Raw genomic sequence first — 21,846 nt, 5'->3', positions numbered from 1 at the left:
CATGATGGATGGAGTGCTAATAAGCATGTTGAACGACGCTTTATATAATACTGATGAAGTCATTGATTTATTGCAGGTCAAGCGGATTGATGTTGACCGTTATCTTGGCAACAGTCACTTTAAAGGCAATCCGAGAACGTTTGGTGGTCAGATTTTAGCGCAGGGATTGCACGCTGCCGCCCACACCGTCGATCATCGCAGACCTGTTTCGCTGCATGCGATGTTTACATCCCCCGGGGACTCTCGCCTCACGATTGAATATCAGGTTGATCGGGTACGCGATGGCGGTAGCTTCAGCAGCCGGCGCGTAGTGGCCTTTCAGGGCAGCCGCGAGATATGCCACATTTCGCTTTCTTTTCAGAAAGAAGAGGACGGTATGTCACACCATCAACGCAACACGTCGCTCGCAATCCCGGAGCGGATGCAACCGCATTCTCCCCATTGGAGACATCATCCGAACGGCGATACCAGCACCGTCTTCCCTGCACCGGTGGATTTTCGGTGTGAGGACGATGACTGCTTTGGTGCGCCGTTTACCCATGCGCCGCATCAAAAAATATGGGCACGCACGCCCAATCGTTTGCCGCATACGCGTTTGACGCATGAAACTCTGCTAACCTATATTTCTGACTACGGCTTAATATGGACCGCACTGAAACCCCATGGTATTGCACCTTATGACGCCGACCTGCAAGCCGCCAGTCTGGATCATACAATCTGGTTCCATCGCCCTTTCCGTTTGGATGACTGGTTATTGTTTTCGATGGCAAGTCCGAACGCATCTGGTGGTCGGGGCCTGAATATTGCGCATGTTTATGATCATCAGGGTGGTATGGTTGCCACGGTGGCGCAGGAAGGGCTAATCCGTTTGAATCGACCTCACCAAGGGGTGAAGCCATCATAATATTGATCGGTTGATCGCTTACAACAAATAGGATAATTCGATCTTATTGTTTATCTACTTGTATGTTGTCAATGAATTGGCGATAATTTTTCTTTTCCTGATCGGAACTTATACTATATGGCCACGCAATCGGGCAGAACTACATCGAGCGCCATACAAGAGGGCCTGCCACAAACCCGCGCAGATCAGATCCTGGATATAGCACGGCGGCTTTTCGGAGAGCATGGCTATGACCGCACATCTTTACGTGATATTGCGGAGGCAGCTGGCATCACTAAAGCGGCACTTTATTATCACTTTCCGGATAAGGATGCGTTATATAAGAAGGTGGTGATTGAGGGGCTTCAACATTTGATCGCTGATGTTGGCGCGGCCATCGAAAAAGAATCGACCGCATTGAGTCGGATTAAAGCGTTTTTTTATGCTTCGATGGATTTTTATGAGGCGCATCCTTCTCACTTTATGGCTGGTTCTAACTCTTTTCGCGTTCAAACGGGTGATAAGCGTTTGATGGCGCTGGAGTTGCGTGACAAATATGAGGGTATTTTGCGCGAATGCCTTCGGGAGGCAATGGAGAATAAGGACTTGCGTCGTGTGGATGAGGCTTTATTGGCGCGCTATCTTTTGTCTAGTTTTAATCAGATTAATCGTTGGTATTCTCCTGAGGGGAAGATGACGTTGCGTGAGGTGACGGATAGTTATCTTGATTTTGCGTTTAATGGGATATCGGTGGGTGTTGATATTTGAATGTTGATTTGAAAATTGGTTATTTGGTGGTACTCGACGGGGTTCGTGCTAATTGGGGTTGGTCCGACAGTTAATAAATACGGTCGTCGTTACTAAACACTGTTAACGCTCCGTGGGTGCTGGTCGGGGGTAGCCCGACAGCTAGTTACTTTTTTTTGCTTCGCCAAAATAAAGTAACCAAAAAAAAGGCGACCGCAGAGACGCTGCCCTGCGGGTCCCCAAGCGTTTTAACCATCAGTCGGGTGGAGAAACGAACTCGCTTCGCTCAAACATGTTTCCCCACAATTCCCGCCTGATGGCTAAAACACTTGGCAGCGCCAATGACGGGGTAGGTCAAGTGCCGCTTCAAAAACAACTGCAACGTCAAAGGTGGCTGCGCCTGCAAGGTCAAAGGCAACGTCAAAGGTGGCTGCGCCTGCAAGGTCAACTGCAACGTCAACTGTGGCTGCGCCTGCAAGGTCAAAGGCAACGTCAACTGTGGCTGCGCCTGCAACTACAATAGCCTTTATATTAGACGTAATTCAGTTTAAGTTTCTACGATACCGGAACCAATCAATACGGGGTTCGACGTCGACTTTCGGTCATCCTTAAACTTCGACCATCATCTACCAGCAATGTCTCACCACTGACGCCGTTGTTCGGGGCTGCAAAAAATGCTACTGCGTTGGCGACTTTGGTGCGTGCGTTGGTTTGATCCCATTTACTGCCGACGAAGTCCGGTGCGACTGTGTTGACTGTGATGTCGCGCTCGGTCAGTTCGAGTGATAGGGATCTGGTGTAGGCGACTAATGCGGCACTTGCAGCGATGGTGTGCGCGCCGCCCCATGCGCCTAAAAAGCCTTTTGACGATACATGGACGATACGGGCGCCATTCACCAAATAGGGATAGGCGATTTGATTGGCGGCTACTACGTCGAAGAAAAAATAGTGCATCGCGGCCGCAAACTGATCATCCGTTATATCAACGAAACGCGTGTCGGCAAGCGTTAGCGGAACGTTGATCACCAGTAGATCAATCTGTTTAAGTGCTGCAAAAAGTGCGGCTAATTTGGGCTGATCGGTTCTTTCTATGTTGATCAAATTAATGCACTTACCGGATGAAGTCAGTGAACTGGTATCTTTGTCCACTGCGCTGACGTTGTAGCCGTCTTCTGCCAGCCGGAGGATAATCTCCTGACCGAACGCGGCGGCGACTCCGATTACGATGGCATTTTTGGTCGGTGTTGCTGGCAACATGCTATCTCTCTGTTTATGGTGAACAACCTGGTTTGAATACACCGTACTGAACAACCCCCTACCGAATCCTACTAAAGAGGTGGCATACCTAGCGATTTACCGCCGTCGACCATCAAGACCTGACCATTGATAAAACGCCCCTTTTCAGAAGCCAGAAATGCGACGGCTTGGGCGATTTCTGCGGGATTGGCTGGGCCGCCACTCGGCTCTCTGCTTTCTAGGGTGCGCCGTATTTCTGCGGTGTAGTCATCCATCATGCGGGTATCGACCATGCCTGGTGCAATGGCATTGACCGTTATATTTTCCCAGCGGAGTTCGATCGCCATAGCACGCGTCAGACCAACGACCGCTGCTTTACTGGCGACGTAATGCGATAAACCTGCGCCACCCAAATAGCCACGCGAGGCAATGTTGATGATTCTTCCGCCTGCCTTCATCCGCTTGGCACCTTCTTGCGCGACGATAAAACAGCCCTGAACGTTGATGCTGAAGATTGCCAAAAATGCTTGCATTTCGAGCGCGTGGTAGGGTTTCAGTTTGGCACTAATGGCGGCGTTGTTGACTACAACAGTTAACCCGTCAACGGTATCGAATAGGCGACTGACCGCCGCGCGATCGCGTACATCAAGAACATGCCCGGCCACGTCTAGTCCCATTTCCTGTAACTTTTGCGATGCCGCTTGTACTTCTTCATGGTCAATATCTGTGAGAATAGTTTTAAAGCCATCCTGCGCCAGTTGGGTCGCAATCGCCAAACCGATTCCGCGTGCCGCGCCGGTGACGAGCGCCGCTGGTTTTACGGCGTCGACAGGTATTTCCGTTCTGTAGATGGTTGGCATAGTCTGCGGTTGCCTAAAGTTGCTTCAGCTTTGGCAGCGATTGCGCCAAGCGTGCAGCCGCCAATTCACGTGCGACTTTATAGTTAGGCTTGCCAGCGGGACTACGCGGCATCTCGGTTACGTCAAACAACACTTTCGGTATTTTGTATCCCGCTAACTTTGTGGCCATTGCTTGGCGTACCTCGGTAAAGTCCGCTGTTTTGCCAAAGGTCATGCCAGGCTTAATGCATACCAGCGCCGCAACAATATTGCCCCATCGCTCATCCGGGATGCCGACTACCAACGCGTCGTCGATGCTAGGGTGTAACTTCAAAGCTTCTTCAACCTCTTCCACAAATACTTTTTCACCGCCGGTATTAATCACCAAATTCCCGCGCCCGATGACTTGCATAAATCCTTCTTCATCCAGTCGCGCCCAGTCGCCAGGAACCGCATAGCGCTTGCCGTCGATGATACGAAAAACCTCCGCTGTCTTTTTTGCATCGCCGAAATAGCCGAGCGGAAGTGGCTCTGAGCGGGCGATATATCCCTCGCCTACTTTTCCGGATGGAAGAAGGGCTCCGTGTTCGTCAATTAATACCGTCGTTGATGCAGGAACAAAACGGCCTGTCGGCACAGTCGCATTCACCGTTGTCACCGAATAGCCCAATCCGGACGCTTCCGAAGCGCCGAAGATATCCACCATAGAAACCAGAGGTAAATGATGCAATAGCCCTTGTTTGATCTCTTGACTCCAGATCAACCCAGCGGAGCTGATCACCCGAAGGCTGTCAAGATCAATTTTTTTGTGATTTGCGTCCAGCGCATCAAGCGCACGTAGCATCGGGCGAGCGAAAACATCGCCAACGATTAAAATTCTTGTTGCCTTATGACGGGCAACTGCTTGCCATAATTCATCAGTATCAAATCCACTTGCCGATAGCAAAATGACCGTCCCACCCGACAACAACTCTGCCAATGAACTACTCATGCCAGCGCCGTGCATCAAAGGACAGGCCGGTATGACGCGGCCCGGGCTGTCATTTGTTCGGACCAGTTCGATATGCTCGGCCAGATTACGTGGCCGATTTTTTATCAGAGGCGACTCAAGCTGGCATTCGCGATAATTACCTGAAGGCCAGATAACCCCTTTTGGCATGCCTGTTGTGCCGCCCGTGTACAGCAGAAATGCATCATCACTTGAGCGCTCAATCCCCAGCGGGGCAGGATCTCCCTGTTCGGCCAACTTCTCGAAATGTACGCCAGGCGTGACGTTGCTTTCGCCATCGATACAGATCCACAGCAAAATAGCAGGAAAGCTGTTCCGCAACTCAGCGATCAAGGAGACAAATTCTTTCTGATAAATCACCGCACGTACATTGCAATCGGTGAAGACATACGCTGTTTCATCCGTCCGATAGCGGTAATTAATATTGACATGTACCAGACGCGCCTTTAAGCACGCTGCCAAGCCTTCCAAATATGCTGGATGGTTACGGGAGATGAATGCAACCCGATCACCGGGTGTTAACCCTGCGTCGATCATTGCACGTGCCATGCGATTGCTACGCTCATCGAATTCTTGCCACGAGATCGCTGTATCGCCTTGAATAATGGCAGGCCGATCTTTGGGAACAACTGCGGCCACCGCATCCAACATATCGCCCATATTCCAATTCATAGGTTCCTTAATTAACAGATCTGATATCAGTTATTTCTGGGGCCGCTTACACGCAGATCCAATATTTAAAAAAAGTGTCGCAGCATCGATGTCACAAGATGATGCGGACGCATTAAGGTGATGACGCCGCTCGTAACCTCACCTATCAGAGTGATATTTTTAGCTTCTTACCCAGCTCGCCAATCAGGCCACTACGAAACATCAACACGCATACGACGAAAATAACCCCTTGGGCGACGGTCACCCACGCGCCAAACGGTGAAAGAAAATTCTCCATCGAGGCCACTATTGTTGCGCCAACAACTGGTCCAAAAATAGTGCCAAGTCCACCGACCAAGGTCATCAGAAGCGCCTCGCCCGAGGTGGCAAACCCGACATCAGCCAGCGTTGCAATGCCGAAGACAATCGCCTTGCTACCGCCAGCGATACCCGCGATGGTGGTTGCCAGCATGGTGGTAATGAGCTTGTAATGCGCGGTTTCATAGCCAAGCGAGATGGCACGTGGTTCGTTATCGCGAATCGATTTCAACACCTGTCCAAACGGAGAATGCACCACACGATGCATCAATAAAAAGCCAGCCAGAAAGATTGCTGCGATTACCCAGTACAACACCAGGTTATTATCCAGAGGAAACAGTCCAAATAGTGCGCCGCGTGGCACTTTCTGGATACCATCTTCGCCATTGGTAAAAGGTGCCTGCAAACAGAAGAAATACACCATTTGTCCGACTGCCAGCGTAATCATCGGAAAGAACATGCCGGGGCGACGAATCGCCACCCAGCCAAATAACGTGCCGACTCCTCCTGCGGTAAGACCGCCTAACAGAATTGCCACTTCGGGCGACACACCCCAATTTTTGGCGACCCATGCCGTAATGTAGGCGCCAAGCCCGAAGTAAGCTGCGTGCCCAAATGAAATCAAACCGCCATAACCTCCCAGTAGATTAAATGAGCAGGCAAAGAGCGCGAGGCATAAAATCTTCATCAAAAAGATTGGATATCCTACCGTCGGCGCTAACAGAATGACGGCTAGCATCAACACAAAGGCGATGCTCTGCGCAGGAGAAAAAGAGAGCAAGCGGAATTGTCGAGGAGCTTGCGCTGCTGGCGCAATCGATGGCGATGTGACGGAATCCATATTAGGTCTGCTTTCCGAACAGGCCGGCTGGCCGGGTCAATAAAATGATAATCATGGCGACAAAAATAACAATCACGGACGCTTCCGGATAGAACACTTTCATGATGCCCTCCAGAATACCTAGGCCGATACTAGCGACGATCGAACCGAGAATGGAGCCCATTCCACCAATCACGACGATGGCGAATACCGTAATCATGAAGTTCTCGCCCATGTTTGGATTAACCGAATAGATGGGAGCCGCCAGGACACCGGCAAATGCGGCAAGCGCCGCGCCGCCCATATAAGTCAGGGTAATCATGCGCGGTACATTGAGACCAAAAGATCGTACTAACGAGGCATTTTCGGTGGCAGCGCGCAAGCGTGATCCAAGCGCTGTTTTTTCAATTAAATACCAGGTGGCAAAACAGGTAACCAGCGCAGCGATCACGACCCAAATCCGATAGAGCGGGATGAGCATGAAGCCGACATCCATCGCTCCCTGCAAGGTGGTCGGCAAACTGTAAGGCAAACCGGTATCACCAAACGCATTGCGAAACAGGCCCTGAATGATCAACGATAGTCCGTAAGTCAAAATCAAGCCGTACATCGGATCAATCCCGTACAGGCGTCTGATAACCGACTTTTCGAGAAAATAAGCGAATATGGCAACCGTACCCGGTGCCAGTACCAACGCCCACCAATAGCCGAGGCCGAGCTTTTCCAGCAAAAACCACGCAACAAAAGCGCCCATCATATACAGCGCGCCATGAGCAAAATTGATGATGTGCAGCATGCCGAATATAACGGCCAGACCGAGTGATAACAACGCGTAGAAAGCGCCATTGATCAGGCCAAGCAGCAGCTGACCGAGCAACAACTGGCCCGGCATTCCAAACAGTGTGAACATGAATTCAGATCCTTTAGTTTGTCAGACGCCCAGATACCGGTGCAATTTATCCATATTTGAGGCCAGTGCAGCATTGGGAATCAAATCGATAATTTTTCCATGCTCCATGACGTAATGACGGTCTGCGACGGTCGATGCAAAATGAAAATTTTGTTCAACCAGCAAAACAGTAAAACCAAGATTTTTAATTTTTTGGATCATATGTCCAATCTGCTGAACAATGACGGGCGCCAAACCTTCGGTCGGTTCATCCAGTAGCAGTAACCGTGCTCCGGTGCGCAGAATACGCGCGATAGCCAACATCTGCTGTTCACCGCCGGAGAGCATGGTGCCTTGACTGCTGCCGCGTTCCTTTAGGTTTGGAAACAGCGTGTACAAGGCTTCCACGCTCATGCCACCCGGCGAAATGACTGGTGGCAAGAGCAAATTTTCGGTCACCGTTAGCGAGGCAAAGATACCGCGCTCTTCAGGACAGAGTGCGATACCGGTGCGGGCGACCTGTTCTGGTAAGCAAGCAATCGTTTCCACGTCACGCATCCTGATACTGCCGGTGCGGTGCGCCATCAGGCCCATGATAGATTTCATTGTGGTGGTTTTACCCGCGCCATTGCGCCCCAATAACGTCACGACTTCACCCTCCTTCACGTCAAGATTGACGCCGTGAAGAATATGGCTTTCCCCGTACCATGCCTGGAGGTTTTCTATCTTTAGTAAAGTATTCTCACCCATGGGCTGTTCCCAGATAAGCGGCAATGACGTCGGGATGTTTGGACACACTGGCATAATCGCCTTCGGTCAGAATGCTGCCTCTGGTCAATACCGTCACCGCGTCGCACAATCCTTCCACCACAGAAAGGTTATGTTCCACGATCAGGAGCGTGCGACCCTTTCGGATGCGCCGAATCAGCGCAACAACACGATCCACATCTTCATGCGTCATACCAGCCGTTGGTTCATCAAGCAGCATGACTTTGGGATCAAGAGCAAGCGTGGTGGCGATTTCAAGGGCGCGCTTGTGTCCATACGGGAGTAAACCTGCCGCCGTGTCTTCATAGTCAGCAAGTCCTACATCCTCTAACAGGCCGCGTGCCTGCGCATTCATTTCACACAGTATTTTTTCACCACGCCAAAAATCGTAGCTTCCCCCGCGTTTACGCTGCAATGCCAGACGTACATTCTCCAGCACGGACATGCTGGAAAATGTCGCCGATATCTGAAAACTACGCACCATACCAAGGCGCGCGACAGCCGCTGGCTTCATGTTGGTAATATCCTGCCCCGCCAGATGAATACTGCCATCGGTCGGCTGCAGAAACTTACTCAGCAAATTAAAACATGTTGTTTTGCCCGCGCCATTGGGGCCAATCAAGGCGTGGATCGTTCCTTCGCGGACTTTAATATCCACGCCATTGACTGCGAAAAAGCCGCCAAAAACGCGGCTCAATCCAGATGTTTCCAGGATAACGTCGGACATCTCAGCCAACAAATCCGAATATGGCGTCTACCACCGCTGCCGGTTCATCCAGTTCGGCCAGATGCCCTGCATTTGGGATGAGCTTGATGGAAGCTGGCCCCGTGATACCTTCGGCAAATGTAGTTGCATAACTGGTCGGTATGACCTTGTCTTTTGCGCCCCATAGCAATAAGGTCGGTGCGCTAATGCGGTGCAGTCGTTTACTCAGACGCGTATCACCGAAGGGCCACAAGAAGCGTGCTGCAGACTCGTTGCCACGATTAACGACAATCGACCAGAGAACAGGTTCTGCATCTTTAGGCGTCGCAACCTGAGCGAGGAACCGTTCCGGATTTTCGCAAAACAGGGCTGGCGCATTTTTCGATGTCACCGCAAACATATCGGTACTTGGGGCATCGTCATCCCATAGCCCAAACGGCGCTATCAGTATAAGTTTGCCGATCAACTCTGGCCACAGCGCTGCCGCATCGGCTGCCAAAGCACCTGCCGTAGTCGATCCCATCAGCGTGTCGCCCGGCTGAAATCCAGCAGCCTGCAACAGGTCACGCGTGGCTAGGCACCAGTCAAGATGGCTGTCCAGAATGTCGTGCCCTTCGCTGCCAGGGAAGCCGGGTAAACCGCAGGTAACCAGTGTGACTCCCGCTGCCATGGCTTCATGAAACGCGGTCTGCCTCATCAGCATAGGACTGGAAGCTAACCAATACACTCTTGGGCCACTACCTTGCTCCCAGATGCGGCAGGAACGACCATTAACGTCTACGGTCCTGACGGTCAGCGCGCTCATACTTCCTCCTGCTTGCGTGGCAAAGCCCGTAGCGATTTATCGGCTGGTTCCGGCCACCAATGGTGATCCCATTCATCTTCAAACAAATCCTTCAGTTGCGGAATCACTTTTTCGGCAAACAGTTTGGTGTTGTACATGGTGGTTTCCCGACTCATGTTGCCAAACTGGAGCAGCGTCAATAAATTGCCGACGTTGAACTTGATCGCTACTTCACGTAGTTGCGCTGCCACTTCATCAGGGGAACCGATGATGACGTAGCCACTTTTTAATATCCCTGCAAAATCTTCGGACAACGAGCCCAATATTTCACTGCGATCTGCAGCAGCTTGTACCTGAGATGTCATCTTCATGCGCTGCGTGGCTTCGGTAACGTAACCTGGCGGCGATACCCAGCGCGGGTCCACATGCAAGCAGTTGGTATAGAAGAATTCGGCTGGTTCACGGTAAAGCTTTACCGCTTCTTCCATGTTCTCAGCGACACCGATAAATTGCAGGAATCCAACGCGGAACGGATTCCGGTCGACTTTCTGTCGGGCCATTTCAGCCCAATAGCCGTTCATCGTGGCTTCTGCGGCAACGTGGCCATAATAAGAAACGTATGAATAGACATAATCTTTTTCACCGCACCACTGCCATGTTTCTACCGAGCCGCCACCGGGAACCCATACCGGAGGATGCGGCCGCTGGATCGGACGGGGCCAGCAATTAACATAGCGCTGTTGATTGAAGCGTCCGTTGAAGCTGAACGGCTCGTCCCTTGTCCATGCCTGAATGACCAGGTCGTGTGCTTCGTAATACCGTTGGCGCAACGTGCTTGGGTTGGTGCCATAGACGTAGGTGGTATCCATCGGCGTTCCGACCGGAAACCCTGCAATCAGACGACCGCCCGAAATGGCGTCAATCATTGCAAATTCTTCAGCCACACGCGTTGGTGGATTGTAAAGCGCCAGCGATGCACCCATCACGCAGATAGCGGCATCGGTATGCTGGGTACGACGTGCCAGCGCGCTGGCGATCAAATTGGGTGAAGGCATCATGCCGTAAGCGTTGCCGTGATGCTCATTGACGCAGATGGCATCGAATCCGCACTCAGCAGCGAACTCAAGCTCGTCCATGTATTCGTTGTAGTTATCATGCATCTTCATCGGATCACCCAACTTCGGATCGACATCGACCCAAATGCTCTTATGATCTTCTTTAAAGTTCTCGGGTAAATCTTTGTAAGGCATCAAATGAAACCAGAGGAATCGCATGTTTATCTCCTGAGAAAAACTTATTTTAAATATTCCGGACTGTTGGAAGCAATCAACTTTTGATAGCCTGAGCGATCATTACAAGTGTGATAAATCGGGTGATGGATTGGGTATGTGTGGCTGGAAAGGCGGCGCTCTTTATAGATATTTACCGCTCCTTATCCCTTTTTAATCGCACTAATCCAGTAATAAGCTGCCACGCGTGGCTGCCGATTCCTCAGCCGTAATGCGCGCAGAAAGTGGCTCCAACTCTAAAAAAAGGCGACCTGGTGACGAGGAATCGGTGCGGGGCATCAGTGCTGTTCCGGCTCTGGCCGCTATGGCGGCATGCACATCGCTGATTTGGTCTGCTTCCATTTCATACAGAGACAAATAACGGAATCCCAACTTCGCGGAAATTTGATCGGAAAGTCGGAAGCGTTGCGCCGCTTTGATCCCCGGAACGGCTAATACATCGCCAATATGTTGATTGTTGCACCAGGCGTTGTAGTCATCATCGCGACCCTCAGCGGCGTTTGTGAGCGATATGGAAATAAACTTGGTCATGTGTTGGTGCTTCCGTATGAATAGCTCCCACTGAGCTGACACGCCCAATTTACTATCAACTTATTGAAAGCCTTCGACGCTTCTTGTTTGCTTCTTGTTTATTACGTATGAAATAAAGCATCCATGAAAATGATGCGCCTCATGTCAGTGCATCAAGCATGAGTAGAAATGGAATATTGTGGAGGATTGTAGAGCGATGCGATTTTATCAATTATCAGATGCAGGATATTAGCGTCGAAATACAGCCGCCGATTGATTCTGAGCCTGTTGTTCGGTGATGATGGTGTCGACCGTTCACCCTTGAACAGCCACGCGAAAACATTACGAGATTTTTATCTTAAGCAGGGGAATAGACATGAATGCAATAAATAGCAACCTCAGCCGCGAGCCTTTGCCGAACCGGCCTTTCATCGTGGGTCTGGGCGGAACGACACGCGCCAACTCCTCCACAGAAAAAGCGCTACGCATCGCGTTAGCCGCGGCCGAGGGATATGGGGCCGAGACGGTCATGCTGGGGGCGGAAGATCTGATTCTGCCGATGTATGCGCCAGATTTAGTGGAGCGGACGCCAAATGCGCAACGGCTGGTGGCCTTGCTGCGCCGCGCCGACGGGATCATTATTGCTTCACCGGGCTACCACGGCAGTATGTCCGGCCTGGTGAAGAATGCGCTTGATTACACGGAAGATATGCGAAGCGACCCAAAACCTTATTTTGAGGGACGCGCAGTGGGCTGTATTGTCACTGCCGCTGGATGGCAAGCGACCACCACATCGTTAATGGCGCTGCGCTCGGTCGTGCATGCATTGCGCGGATGGCCGACGCCACTCGGTGTGACGATCAATTCAGCTATGCCCGTATTCGGTCCTTCCGGTGAGTGTTTGCTTGAAAACGTTGCCCAGCAACTCGATATGGTGGGTCGTCAAGTGATCGATTTTTCTTTGCGATCAATGGCAATCACTGCTTAATTATCAACACTCCAAGACAGACCAAATCAATACGCTATGACGGTAGCCGTAGCGCATTGAACGGTCAATGGAGCGTTCAATACTATTAATGACGCAGCCATAAACGATGGTTCAATTCAGGCGTGCAGACTTGCCTATGATCGGCCATTCGCGGCTATTCACCAGGGAACTACTTTCCCGAGATAGTCGAGGTAATGTAGTCCTGAACGCCCTTCGTATGTCTCAATCGTGTTCAGCAGGTTCGGAATGCTTTCTTCTATGCTCAGGCGCGCTTCCGGACCGCCCATGTCCGTCCTTACCCAGCCAGGCGCCATCAGCAGCAAGGTTCTTGTGTCGTTTCGGTGGCGCGCAGCAAAACTACGCATGAACATATTGAGTGCCGCCTTGCTGCCCCGGTAGACCTCATAATTTCCGTTCGTGTTGTTGGTCAGACTGCCTTGCCCGGAAGACATTATTCCTATCGTTCCGGTTGGCGACACGAGCGTCTGAAACGTCTCGATTACTCTCATCGGGCACAAGGAGTTCGTCACCATCACGCGAATAAATTCCTCAATCGAAACATCCGCAATCGTTTCGCTATCGTCGTTTTTGACGCCAGCACAAACGAATAGCATATCAATACGTCGCACTTCAAGACGAACCCGTAACGCCGCGACCTGCGCGGGAATGGTGATATCGACTGATTCAACTTCGAGTGCCCCGTGGTGGGCGAGGGCGAGTTGACGCAGTTTGTTTGTTGAACCCTCTCGTCCTGTGGCGATAACTTGCCAGCCCCGCTTGAGGTATTCCTCCACCATGGCGAAGCCGAGGCCGCGCGATGCGCCGATGAGAAGGACGGTTTTCTGCTGATATACGTGGTGCATGGATGGCTCCTGGTTGATGAAATTCGAATGGAAAGCTGAGTCGCTTATTGCACTATAGCGACGCGGAAGATAAGGCGGAAGACGCAGCGTTTGCACTTATAAACTGCACCAAACGCCCTATCTGATCGGTTCGTGCTACGATCACACATGTCCGAACCCGACTTGAACCTACTCATTGCGCTCGATGTATTGCTTGCCGAAGGTAGCGTGGCTGGCGCTGCGCGTCGACTGGAGTTGAGCGCCTCGGCAATGAGTCGAACCTTGACCCGCTTACGCGAGACAATCGGCGACCCTTTATTGGTTCGTGCGGGACGCCGTATGGTGTTGACGCCTCACGCAGAGGCGCTTCGTCAACGCACGCAGGATGCGGTGCATGAGGCGCGTTCGGTACTGCACCCTTTAATAACGGAGTCGAATTTCGCGACATTACAGCGAACCTTTACGATCCGAGCCAACGACGGCTTTGTAGAAGCCTTTGGCGCGCCACTGATCACCGCAGTTACTGCCGCGGCACCGCTGGTGCGTTTGCGCTTTGCTCCCAAACCTGAGAAGACGGCAGCACATTTGCGAGATGGTTCGGCAGATCTTGAGATAGGCGTCTTGAGTGAAATGGGGCCGGAAGTGCGTGTGCAGGCGCTCTTTCGCGATAGCTTTGTTGGCGTTGTCAGGCGAGGCCATCCGCTTGAATCGGATCGCAAGGTAAGCGCAAAACGGTACACGGACTTCGGCCACGTTGTTGCTTCGCGCCACGGGCGCACCAATGGAAACGGACCTGTTGATGAAGCGTTGGCTGCTTTGGGATTGAAGCGAATGATCGTCGCCGTTGTACCCAGCTTTCCTGCTGCACTGGCGGTGGCGCGAGCCTCTGACTTAATAGCTCTCGTTCCGGAATCTTTTATGCGCAGTCAGTCTGTGCATCAAGAATTGTCGCTATCGAGCGCCCCCTTCATTTTCGCGCTTCCCGTACGGACTGAAAAAATTACTGTGTCGCAGATGTGGCATCCTCGGTTAGAAGTCGATCTTGCTCATCGTTGGCTACGCCAATTGGTGCTGACGGTATGTCGGCAGCTTGCATGATTTTAACCAGCCAGTTACAGGCATTTCCATAAAGGAAAAAAGATCGCCCACTCGGTCTTTAAAACATTTATCTGAAAAGAGCACGACGCCGGGGAAGCGTTCATTTCGGACGCACAGACATTGCTAGCCTGGGTTCACGCGCGATGCAATCCACCAGAAAATCCATCACCACTTCCACCAGCGGACTGCGCCGGACATCGGGATAAACAATGATCCAGATATCGCGTGCGGGGGCCGTCTCCGGGGTGGGCAGCGGCACCAGTTCCGGGTCGTCCTCGCCGACCATGGTGGGCAACACCACCGCCCCGACATGATCCCTGGCCGCCATTTGCTGCGACATCAAGTCGCTCGCGAAGAAGGCGATCGGACGCCCTGCCCTGACCTGATGTAGCCATATTTGCTGTGGCAGATGATCGAGTGACTCGTCGTAGGAAATGAACGTCCATTGCTCGGCCGGCCGCCGACTGAATTCGCGCGTGCCGTAAAGCCCAAAATGCACCTCGCCGACCTTTTTACGGACTAAATCACCATCCTCCGGGCGCACCGTGCGAATCGCGATATCGGCTTCTCCGCTGCCCAAGGCGGCCAAGGTAGTGGATGGTTGCAAGATCAGGCGGAGCTGGGGATGGCTGGCTCTCAGTGCCGCGATACGCGGAACAATGCAGGCGCGCGAAAGCGACGGCGGCGCGCTCACTCGCACCGAACCGGCCAACCCTATCAAGGCCGGGCGGGCGCGCTGTTCAATCAATCCGGCTACCTGCGTCATATTCTGCGCCAAGGTTGCGATGGCCCGCCCGTCCTGCGTAAGAGGACGACTGCGCGGCAGTTTGTCGACAAGCCGCAAGCCCAATGCCTTTTCCAGCGACTCCAGGCGTCGACCCACCGTCGCATGCTCAATGCCGAGCTCCCTTGCAGCAGCGGAAAGCGACTCCGTGCGCGCTAAAACCGTAAAAACATAAAGATCTTGCCAGTCGAACATCGGTAAATATATTCACAGAATAGGTTAGCAAATCGGGAATTTTCAAACAAACACGACTGTTTTATCATGCCTACAAGAAGAGTGAAACAGAAAAATTTTAGCGAGCACTCGCCGCCATTGCCAATCAGACAATTTAGCAGGAGAGAACAACGTTCTTTTTGCTTCGCTGGCAACCCGATACCACATCATCTGAAGAGGAAACCATCCAATGAGAGCCATCACCATCGAACAATACGGTGGGCCTGAAGTATTGCAAAAACGTAATGATGTACCGATCCCCGACGTGCAAGCAGGCCATGTGCTGATCAAGGTGGCATGCGCCGGTATCAATTTTATGGATGTGCATACGCGCCAGGGGAAATACGTTAACTCGCAGACCTATAAGGTGCGGTTGCCTTGCACGCTAGGCATGGAGGGTAGCGGTCAAGTGGTGGCTTTTGGCGACGATATTAAGGATTTTTCTATCGGCGATCGCGTCGCCTGGTGCATCGCCTGGGGCAGCTACGCTGAATACATCTCGGTACCAGCGGCTCTGGTCGTCAAACTTCCCGACAATATCAGTTATGAACTGGCCGCAGCGTCGATCTTCCAAGGCTCCACGGCACATTACCTTATTGAAGACGTGGCGCGACTCAAACCCGGTAGCACGTGCTTGATCCATGCCGCGGCGGGCAGCATCGGTCAGTTGCTGGTGCAAATGGCAAAACTGCGGGGCGCAACGGTATTAGTCACCGCTGGCACGGCTGAAAAACGCGTAACAGCAATCAGGCGCGGTGCCGACCACGCCTTTGACTATTCGCAAGGCGGCGTCGCTGAACAAGTTCGCGAAGCTACCGGCGGCAACGGTGTAGACGTGGTGTTTGACTCGGTCGGCAAGGCAACCTTGCGCGATAGCTTCCGCGCCTGCAAAAAACACGGCTTGATCGTTAACTATGGCAATGTATCCGGCTCCCTCACCGACCTGGACCCCATCGAACTGGGTGAGGCCGGCTCACTTTTCCTGACCCGTCCGCGTCTCGCGGATCACATGGTAAATCGGCAAATGGTGCAGCGCCGAGCAGATGCTGTTTTCACTGCACTCATTAATGGTTCCCTGAAGATAGACATCGAAGGTGAGTACTCACTCGATAACGTAGAACAGGCACACGCTCGTATCGAAAGACGAGAGCAAGTCGGCAAGCCCATTCTGCACATCTAAACCCCATCCGCATTGGCACGACGCAGTGATTCGTCATCAGCCCGTTGGGTCGAATTAAAAGAGCCGGATACCGGCCTTAATAACAAATACACTTTTGGAGATAGATATGAAATCAACCCAAGGCAGGGGCAGAATGGTGTTCCGTGTGGTCAGCGGTAATTTTCTGGAAATGTTCGACTTCATGATTTACGGCTTCTATGCCTCGTCAATCGCTCATACATTTTTCCCGAGTAGTAATGCATTCGCATCCTTGATGTTGTCACTTGCCACCTTTGGCGCAGGTTTTTTGATGCGACCGATTGGCGCCATTGTTCTTGGCGCTTACATTGACCAACATGGGCGACGAAAAGGATTGATCATCACGCTGGGCCTCATGGCGGTAGGGACCGTCCTCATTGCCTTCGTGCCGGGTTACGCTCAAATTGGCGTTGCTGCGCCGATCATGGTTTTAGTAGGGCGCCTGTTGCAGGGCTTCTCCGCCGGTGCTGAACTTGGCGGGGTGTCGGTCTATCTTTCCGAAATTGCCCCGGCAAATCGCAAAGGTTTCTTTGTAAGCTGGCAATCCGCAAGTCAGCAAGTCGCCGTCATCGTGGCAGGAGCAATGGGCATTGGGCTGTCGACGCTGCTTGACAATGAGGCGTTGCACCAATGGGGATGGCGCTTGCCCTTCCTGTTCGGCTGCCTGATCGTGCCGGCGATTTTTTTCATTCGCCGCTCTCTCACGGAAACACCTGAATTTGCAGCGCGTACGCACCACCCCGATATCAAAGAAGTATTGCATTCCATATGGGGTAATATGCGGGTCGTGGTCGCGGGTGCTGGCCTGGTCGTCATGACCACAGTATCTTTTTATCTTATCACCGCCTACACGCCGACGTTCGCCAAGACCGAGCTGCATCTATCCAATTTCGACAGCTTCCTTGTGACGATGCTGGTCGGTATTTCAAACTTCATCTGGCTTCCAGTTATGGGGGCGCTCTCTGATCGTATCGGGCGCAAGCCTTTGCTCATTTTTTCGACGGTACTGGCCATTGCGACGGCCTATCCATCCCTGGCGTGGCTGGCATCTCATCCGAGTTTTGAGCGGTTACTGGAGGTCGAGCTATGGTTATCGTTCTTGTACGGCACATACAATGGCGCCATGGTCGTGGCGTTGACGGAGGTGATGCCAGTCGCCGTTCGTACTACCGGGTTTTCACTCGCCTATAGTTTGGCGACGGCCACATTTGGCGGCTTTACGCCAGTAGTCTGCACTTACTTGATCCACGCTCTCGATAACCGCGCAGCCCCCGGCATCTGGTTGTGGGTATTCTGGCCGATCGTGACCACCGATTCTGGTCTATCGTGACCGACCATTCTGGCGCATCGTGACCGCTCATTCCGGTCTATCGTGACCGATTTCAAGCCCGACCAGAATCGGCGGTCACGATAGCAGAATCATCGGTCACGATACCGGAATGGTGTCGTACAGCACCGTGATGATGTTACGCATAGAGCAACCGAACGGGTACGCTTCCAGTTTGTCTGGAGACAACGTGCCCGTACAAAGGATCACTATGCGTAAGATAAAAGACGTATTACGTTTAAAACTGGATGCCAAACTATCGCACCAGCAGATTGCCGCAGCACTGGGGATTTCAAAAGGAGTCGTCACCAAGTATGTCGGCCTGGCCGCCGTTGCCGGTTTGGACTGGTCGGCGGTGCAAGATGTAGACGACACCGAGTTGGCGCACCGGCTTTTGGTCACGCCAGAACGGACCCGAGACCATGTCCAGCCAGATTACGCCAGGCTGCATCACGAACTGCGGCGCAAGGGGATGACGCTGATGTTGCTATGGGAAGAGTATCGTGCCGATTATGCCCAGCACCAGACCTATGCCTACTCACAGTTCTGCGTGAATTACCGGCAGTTTGCCAAACAGCTCAAACGCTCTATGCGCCAGATTCACCGGGCTGGCGAGAAACTGTTCATTGATTATGCTGGTCCGACTATCGGTCTCACTGATGGTAGCCGTGCCCACATCTTCGTCGCTGCTCTGGGCGCATCGAGCTACACCTATGCCTGTGCTACGCCGCGTGAGACGATGGCCGACTGGCTCACTTCGACAGCGCGTGCGCTGCGCTTCTTCGGCGGGGTACCGCAGTTGATTGTTCCCGATAATCCGAAGGCTATGATCGCCGACGCCAATCGCTACGAACCACGCAGTAACGACACCGTACGCGATTTTGCGCGCCACTACGGCACCTCCATCTTGCCAGCCCGTCCGCGTCATCCTCAGGATAAAGCGAAGGCCGAATCAGCAGTGCAGATCGTCGAGCGCTGGATCATGGCGCGTCTGCGACATCAGCAATTTAGCAGCGTCCACGAGGTCGATGTCGCCATCGCACCGCTGCTGAGCGTACTTAACGATAAGCCGTTTCAGAAGCTACCCGGTAGTCGCGCCAGTGCGTTTGCCCAACTCGATGTCCCGGCGCTACGGCCTTTGCCATTGCAATGTTATGAGATGGCGCATTTCAAGACTGTCAGGGTGCATAACGATTACCACGTTGAGATCGGCCGCCATCACTACAGTGTGCCGCAAGCCCTGGTCGGTCAGGTGCTGGAAGCCCGGATGACAGCGACGACAGTGGAAATCCTGCATCGCGGTCAACGTGTCGCCAGTCATCCGCGCAACAGTGGCGAAGGCGGGTTCACCACCGACACCCTGCATATGCCGGTGGCGCATCGTGCGCAATTGGAATGGACGCCACAGCGACTGATTCACTGGGGACAGACCATCGGTACGGCGACAGCGGAGGCGGTGACGCGTCTGATGGCCGAGAACAGACATCCCGAGCACGGCTACCGTGCCTGTCTTGGTCTGCTGTCATTGGCCAAGCGCTACGGCAAGCCACGTCTTGAAGCAGGATGCATGCTGGCCTTACAGCTCGGTGCCTGCCAATACCGCCACGTCCGTGACATTCTCAAAAATAACCGTGATCGCACACCGTGTGCCCCAGTTGGCGATTGGGTCAGTCCTGACCATGCCCATGTGCGTGGCCCTGATTACTATCAATGAGGATGTCAACGATGATGATGCATACCACTCTGGCCCAATTGCGGACCTTAAAACTCGATGGCTTAGCGACCGGACTGGAGGAACAATTGACGCAGGCCAGTATGGCGGCGATGAGTTTCGAGGAACGTCTGGCACTCTTGGTTGATCGCGAAGTCCATTGCCGCAATGACCGCAAGCTCCTGCGCCTGCTTAAGAACGCCCACCTGAAATACGCACAAGCGGCGATTGAAGACATTGATGCCCGCTCGGGGCGTGGCATCGACCGCCGTGAAGTGATGAGTCTGGCGCTGGGAGATTGGGTCAGTGCTGGCCACAGCATTCTCATTACCGGACCGACCGGTGCTGGCAAATCGTGGCTGGCCTGCGCACTGGCACAGTACGCCTGTCGGCGCGGATACTCTGCTGTTTATCAACGCGTACCCCGTCTACAGGAAGAACTACGCATCCGGCACGGCAGCGGCAGCTTTGGGAAATGGCTGCTCCAACTCGCCAAGATCGATGTCTTGGTACTTGATGACTGGGGCATGGGCGCGATCGACAGCACGACCCGTTCCGACTTGCTGGAGATGATTGACGACCGGGCGGCAAACAGAGCGACGATTATTACCAGTCAACTTCCTGTTGACCATTGGCATGCCTGGATTGGCGACGCCACTATTGCCGACGCCATCCTGGACCGCATTCTGCAGCGCAATCATCGGCTGACACTGACCGGCGATTCACTGCGTGGCGCAGAACGACCTAAAACCAGCAAAAAGGAGAAAACTATCGACCCATCGTGACCGCAGACATTACAATTTAACCGCGTAACAACATCGCAGGCGCAGCGGTCACGATCGGCCAGAATGAGCGGTCACGTTGACCAGAATACGCATGGTTGAGCGTTGCAGCCCTTGTGGGATTGGTAGCGACATTTGCCTTGTACCGAAACCACCCAATGTCAGCCCAAACAGAAAGTGGACCGCGCGTTCCCCAGGCTCACTAAAGCTGCACTCGGGAAGTAATGACCGTTATCGGCGGAGGCTGTTTAAAGACGTAGAAATCGTTAAGCAAATTGCCGCGCACACCCATGCGCGGCAATTCCCTGTCACCCGTTTGGCAATTCAAAAAGCAGTGTGATATCGGCGTAGACTGCCGACCAAGTAACGGAACGCCAATCAGCTGCAGGAGAAGTTCTTCGCGCAAATTTTTCCCATATCACAAACGAACACCCGGCCTGGTTGCCTCCGGTTTTGACCGCTCTCCAATTTTGCAATCAATCAAGCAGCAAGTAATTTTGCAAGCTGTACTAGGTCAGGCGCCATCACGTCGAAATAGCTTTCTTCTGTTGTATCTACCTTGCCATTGGGACCGAACTCCAACGGACGGGGGATAAATGCAACGTGAAAACCGGCTTTCTTCGCTGCCGCAAGATCGTACTTATGACAAGCGACCATGAGTATCTCCTCTGGCCGTAAGCCCAACGAGTTCTGGGCAAGCGCATAGACCTTCGGGTCAGGTTTCGACGACTTTACTAATTCTGCGGTAAGCACGCAATCAAATGGCAAATCATAGCGCTTCACTATATTGACGACGGAAGCCATCGAACCGTTAGACAAGGTCGACAGCTTATATTTCTTACGCAATCGTTCGAGGCCCGGACGGGTATCGGCCCATGGTCTTAGTCTGGACCAAACCGAGCTCAAATCGTCGCGGTCGTTGGTTGACAGCAAGCGGCCCCAATCATAGCCCGCAAGCACATTATCAAGCGCATTACGATAGATGAGATCCGTCGAACGCCAGCTAATTGATCCAGCAATGACTTGATCAAGCTGCTTGCGATAGTCGCTGCGCCACTGGTCTGAGATTGTCGTCCAGTCCGCCATGATGCCGCGCGAGTCTGTGAATCGCTTTCCTTCCTCTGCAATCGTGGAATAGAAGTCGAGTAAGGAACCTTGCATATCGAAAGTCAAGGCTTTGATTTTCGAAGAATCAAGCTTCGAATAAGCTACGAAGTCAGTGCGCACGGTAGCCACTGGACCAGGCGTATGATTGGCAGCCTGTGACAGCGATATCCCTGTCATTTGCAAGATCGCTGCGGCACTCGCACCAGTCAAGAATCTTCGGCGCTCTGCGAGTACCAAACCAGTATTTGGAAAGTGGTTGAAATCCAAGATATTTCCCTATCAATTTAAATTTTTGTCAGCCTCGTTGATCGGTCGATCTTTATGCAAAGTGGCTACGACGATCCTGA

22 protein-coding genes are annotated in these 21,846 nt (G+C 52.7%); 9 read left to right on the top strand and 13 right to left on the bottom strand.

The window, feature by feature from the left end; translation table 11 throughout:
• Positions 1 to 25 precede the first annotated feature (25 nt).
• The 3 genes from RGU75_RS16160 to RGU75_RS16150 all read left to right on the top strand — a co-directional run bounded on the left by RGU75_RS16160 (position 26) and on the right by RGU75_RS16150 (position 2,153).
• Positions 26 to 904, top strand: coding sequence for an acyl-CoA thioesterase (locus RGU75_RS16160; RefSeq protein WP_322237707.1), 879 nt, complete (start codon positions 26 to 28; stop codon positions 902 to 904).
• A 117-nt stretch (positions 905 to 1,021) separates the two neighbouring features.
• A complete protein-coding gene (locus RGU75_RS16155) occupies positions 1,022 to 1,651 on the top strand; it encodes a TetR/AcrR family transcriptional regulator (RefSeq protein WP_322237704.1) in 630 nt (209 codons plus the stop codon).
• A 271-nt stretch (positions 1,652 to 1,922) separates the two neighbouring features.
• Entirely contained in the window at positions 1,923 to 2,153 is a 231-nt protein-coding gene (locus RGU75_RS16150; RefSeq protein ID WP_322237701.1) for a hypothetical protein, read from the top strand.
• A 50-nt stretch (positions 2,154 to 2,203) separates the two neighbouring features.
• Here the strand turns inward: RGU75_RS16150 and RGU75_RS16145 are convergent, their stop codons facing one another.
• From RGU75_RS16145 to RGU75_RS16100, 10 genes are all read right to left on the bottom strand, one after another.
• A complete protein-coding gene (locus RGU75_RS16145) occupies positions 2,204 to 2,887 on the bottom strand; it encodes an SDR family oxidoreductase (protein ID WP_322237698.1) in 684 nt (227 codons plus the stop codon).
• A 71-nt stretch (positions 2,888 to 2,958) separates the two neighbouring features.
• Entirely contained in the window at positions 2,959 to 3,726 is a 768-nt protein-coding gene (locus tag RGU75_RS16140) for an SDR family NAD(P)-dependent oxidoreductase (protein ID WP_322237696.1), read from the bottom strand.
• Positions 3,727 to 3,739: 13 nt separating this feature from the next.
• A complete protein-coding gene (locus RGU75_RS16135; protein ID WP_322237693.1) occupies positions 3,740 to 5,386 on the bottom strand; it encodes an AMP-binding protein in 1,647 nt (548 codons plus the stop codon).
• A 145-nt stretch (positions 5,387 to 5,531) separates the two neighbouring features.
• Positions 5,532 to 6,524, bottom strand: a complete 993-nt coding sequence (locus RGU75_RS16130) for a branched-chain amino acid ABC transporter permease (RefSeq protein ID WP_322237690.1) — start codon at positions 6,522 to 6,524, stop codon at positions 5,532 to 5,534.
• 1 nt (position 6,525) lies between these two features.
• Entirely contained in the window at positions 6,526 to 7,413 is an 888-nt protein-coding gene (locus tag RGU75_RS16125) for a branched-chain amino acid ABC transporter permease (RefSeq protein ID WP_322237687.1), read from the bottom strand.
• A gap of 21 nt (positions 7,414 to 7,434) precedes the next feature.
• Positions 7,435 to 8,142 carry an ABC transporter ATP-binding protein gene (locus RGU75_RS16120; protein WP_322237684.1) on the bottom strand — a complete coding sequence of 236 codons (708 nt, stop codon included), beginning with the start codon at positions 8,140 to 8,142 and terminating at the stop codon, positions 7,435 to 7,437.
• On the bottom strand, positions 8,135 to 8,887 hold the full coding sequence (locus RGU75_RS16115) for an ABC transporter ATP-binding protein (protein WP_322237681.1): 753 nt from the start codon (positions 8,885 to 8,887) through the stop codon (positions 8,135 to 8,137). Before RGU75_RS16115 ends, RGU75_RS16120 begins: the two co-directional genes overlap by 8 nt.
• Position 8,888: 1 nt before the next feature.
• Positions 8,889 to 9,671 (bottom strand): alpha/beta hydrolase, encoded by a 783-nt coding sequence (locus RGU75_RS16110; RefSeq protein ID WP_322237679.1) that lies wholly within the window; start codon positions 9,669 to 9,671, stop codon positions 8,889 to 8,891.
• The gene (locus tag RGU75_RS16105) at positions 9,668 to 10,924 is read right to left on the bottom strand and encodes an LLM class flavin-dependent oxidoreductase (RefSeq protein WP_322237675.1); all 1,257 of its coding nucleotides are present in this window, start codon (positions 10,922 to 10,924) and stop codon (positions 9,668 to 9,670) included. The genes RGU75_RS16110 and RGU75_RS16105 overlap by 4 nt, the downstream gene beginning before the upstream one ends.
• 177 nt (positions 10,925 to 11,101) lie before the next feature.
• On the bottom strand, positions 11,102 to 11,470 hold the full coding sequence (locus RGU75_RS16100) for a DUF4286 family protein (RefSeq protein WP_322237673.1): 369 nt from the start codon (positions 11,468 to 11,470) through the stop codon (positions 11,102 to 11,104).
• 355 nt (positions 11,471 to 11,825) lie between these two features.
• On the opposite strand from RGU75_RS16100, the gene RGU75_RS16095 reads away from it, so the two are divergent.
• Positions 11,826 to 12,437 carry an NAD(P)H-dependent oxidoreductase gene (locus RGU75_RS16095; RefSeq protein WP_322237670.1) on the top strand — a complete coding sequence of 204 codons (612 nt, stop codon included), beginning with the start codon at positions 11,826 to 11,828 and terminating at the stop codon, positions 12,435 to 12,437.
• Between the two features lie 158 nt (positions 12,438 to 12,595).
• Here RGU75_RS16095 and RGU75_RS16090 read toward each other — a convergent pair whose 3' ends face one another.
• A complete protein-coding gene (locus RGU75_RS16090) occupies positions 12,596 to 13,300 on the bottom strand; it encodes an SDR family NAD(P)-dependent oxidoreductase (RefSeq protein WP_322237667.1) in 705 nt (234 codons plus the stop codon).
• Between the two features lie 147 nt (positions 13,301 to 13,447).
• Between RGU75_RS16090 and RGU75_RS16085 the strand changes: the two genes are divergently transcribed.
• Complete coding sequence (locus RGU75_RS16085; protein ID WP_322237664.1) at positions 13,448 to 14,377, top strand: LysR family transcriptional regulator; 930 nt, start codon at positions 13,448 to 13,450, stop codon at positions 14,375 to 14,377.
• Between the two features lie 100 nt (positions 14,378 to 14,477).
• Here RGU75_RS16085 and RGU75_RS16080 read toward each other — a convergent pair whose 3' ends face one another.
• A complete protein-coding gene (locus tag RGU75_RS16080; RefSeq protein ID WP_322237661.1) occupies positions 14,478 to 15,356 on the bottom strand; it encodes a LysR family transcriptional regulator in 879 nt (292 codons plus the stop codon).
• Positions 15,357 to 15,564: 208 nt separating this feature from the next.
• Here RGU75_RS16080 and RGU75_RS16075 point away from each other — a divergent pair, with 208 nt between their 5' ends.
• The 4 genes from RGU75_RS16075 (at position 15,565) to istB (ending at position 20,395) form a co-directional block, all read left to right on the top strand.
• Positions 15,565 to 16,554, top strand: a complete 990-nt coding sequence (locus RGU75_RS16075; protein ID WP_322237659.1) for a quinone oxidoreductase — start codon at positions 15,565 to 15,567, stop codon at positions 16,552 to 16,554.
• A 106-nt stretch (positions 16,555 to 16,660) separates the two neighbouring features.
• Positions 16,661 to 17,902, top strand: coding sequence for an MFS transporter (locus tag RGU75_RS16070; RefSeq protein ID WP_322237656.1), 1,242 nt, complete (start codon positions 16,661 to 16,663; stop codon positions 17,900 to 17,902).
• Between the two features lie 187 nt (positions 17,903 to 18,089).
• On the top strand, positions 18,090 to 19,613 hold the full coding sequence (gene istA / locus RGU75_RS16065) for an IS21 family transposase (protein WP_322240175.1): 1,524 nt from the start codon (positions 18,090 to 18,092) through the stop codon (positions 19,611 to 19,613).
• Positions 19,614 to 19,624: 11 nt separating this feature from the next.
• A complete protein-coding gene (gene istB, locus RGU75_RS16060) occupies positions 19,625 to 20,395 on the top strand; it encodes an IS21-like element helper ATPase IstB (protein ID WP_322232626.1) in 771 nt (256 codons plus the stop codon).
• 477 nt (positions 20,396 to 20,872) lie between these two features.
• On the opposite strand, the gene RGU75_RS16055 is transcribed toward istB, so the two are convergent.
• Positions 20,873 to 21,766: a haloacid dehalogenase type II gene (locus tag RGU75_RS16055; RefSeq protein WP_322237653.1), complete on the bottom strand. Its 894-nt coding sequence runs from the start codon at positions 21,764 to 21,766 to the stop codon at positions 20,873 to 20,875.
• Between the last annotated feature and the right edge of the window lie 80 nt (positions 21,767 to 21,846).

The organism is Glaciimonas sp. CA11.2 (assembly GCF_034314045.1).
GTDB lineage: Bacteria > Pseudomonadota > Gammaproteobacteria > Burkholderiales > Burkholderiaceae_D > Glaciimonas.
The sequence above is the reverse complement of the archived record's forward strand: the minus strand, read 5'-3'. Positions and strand labels throughout refer to the sequence as shown.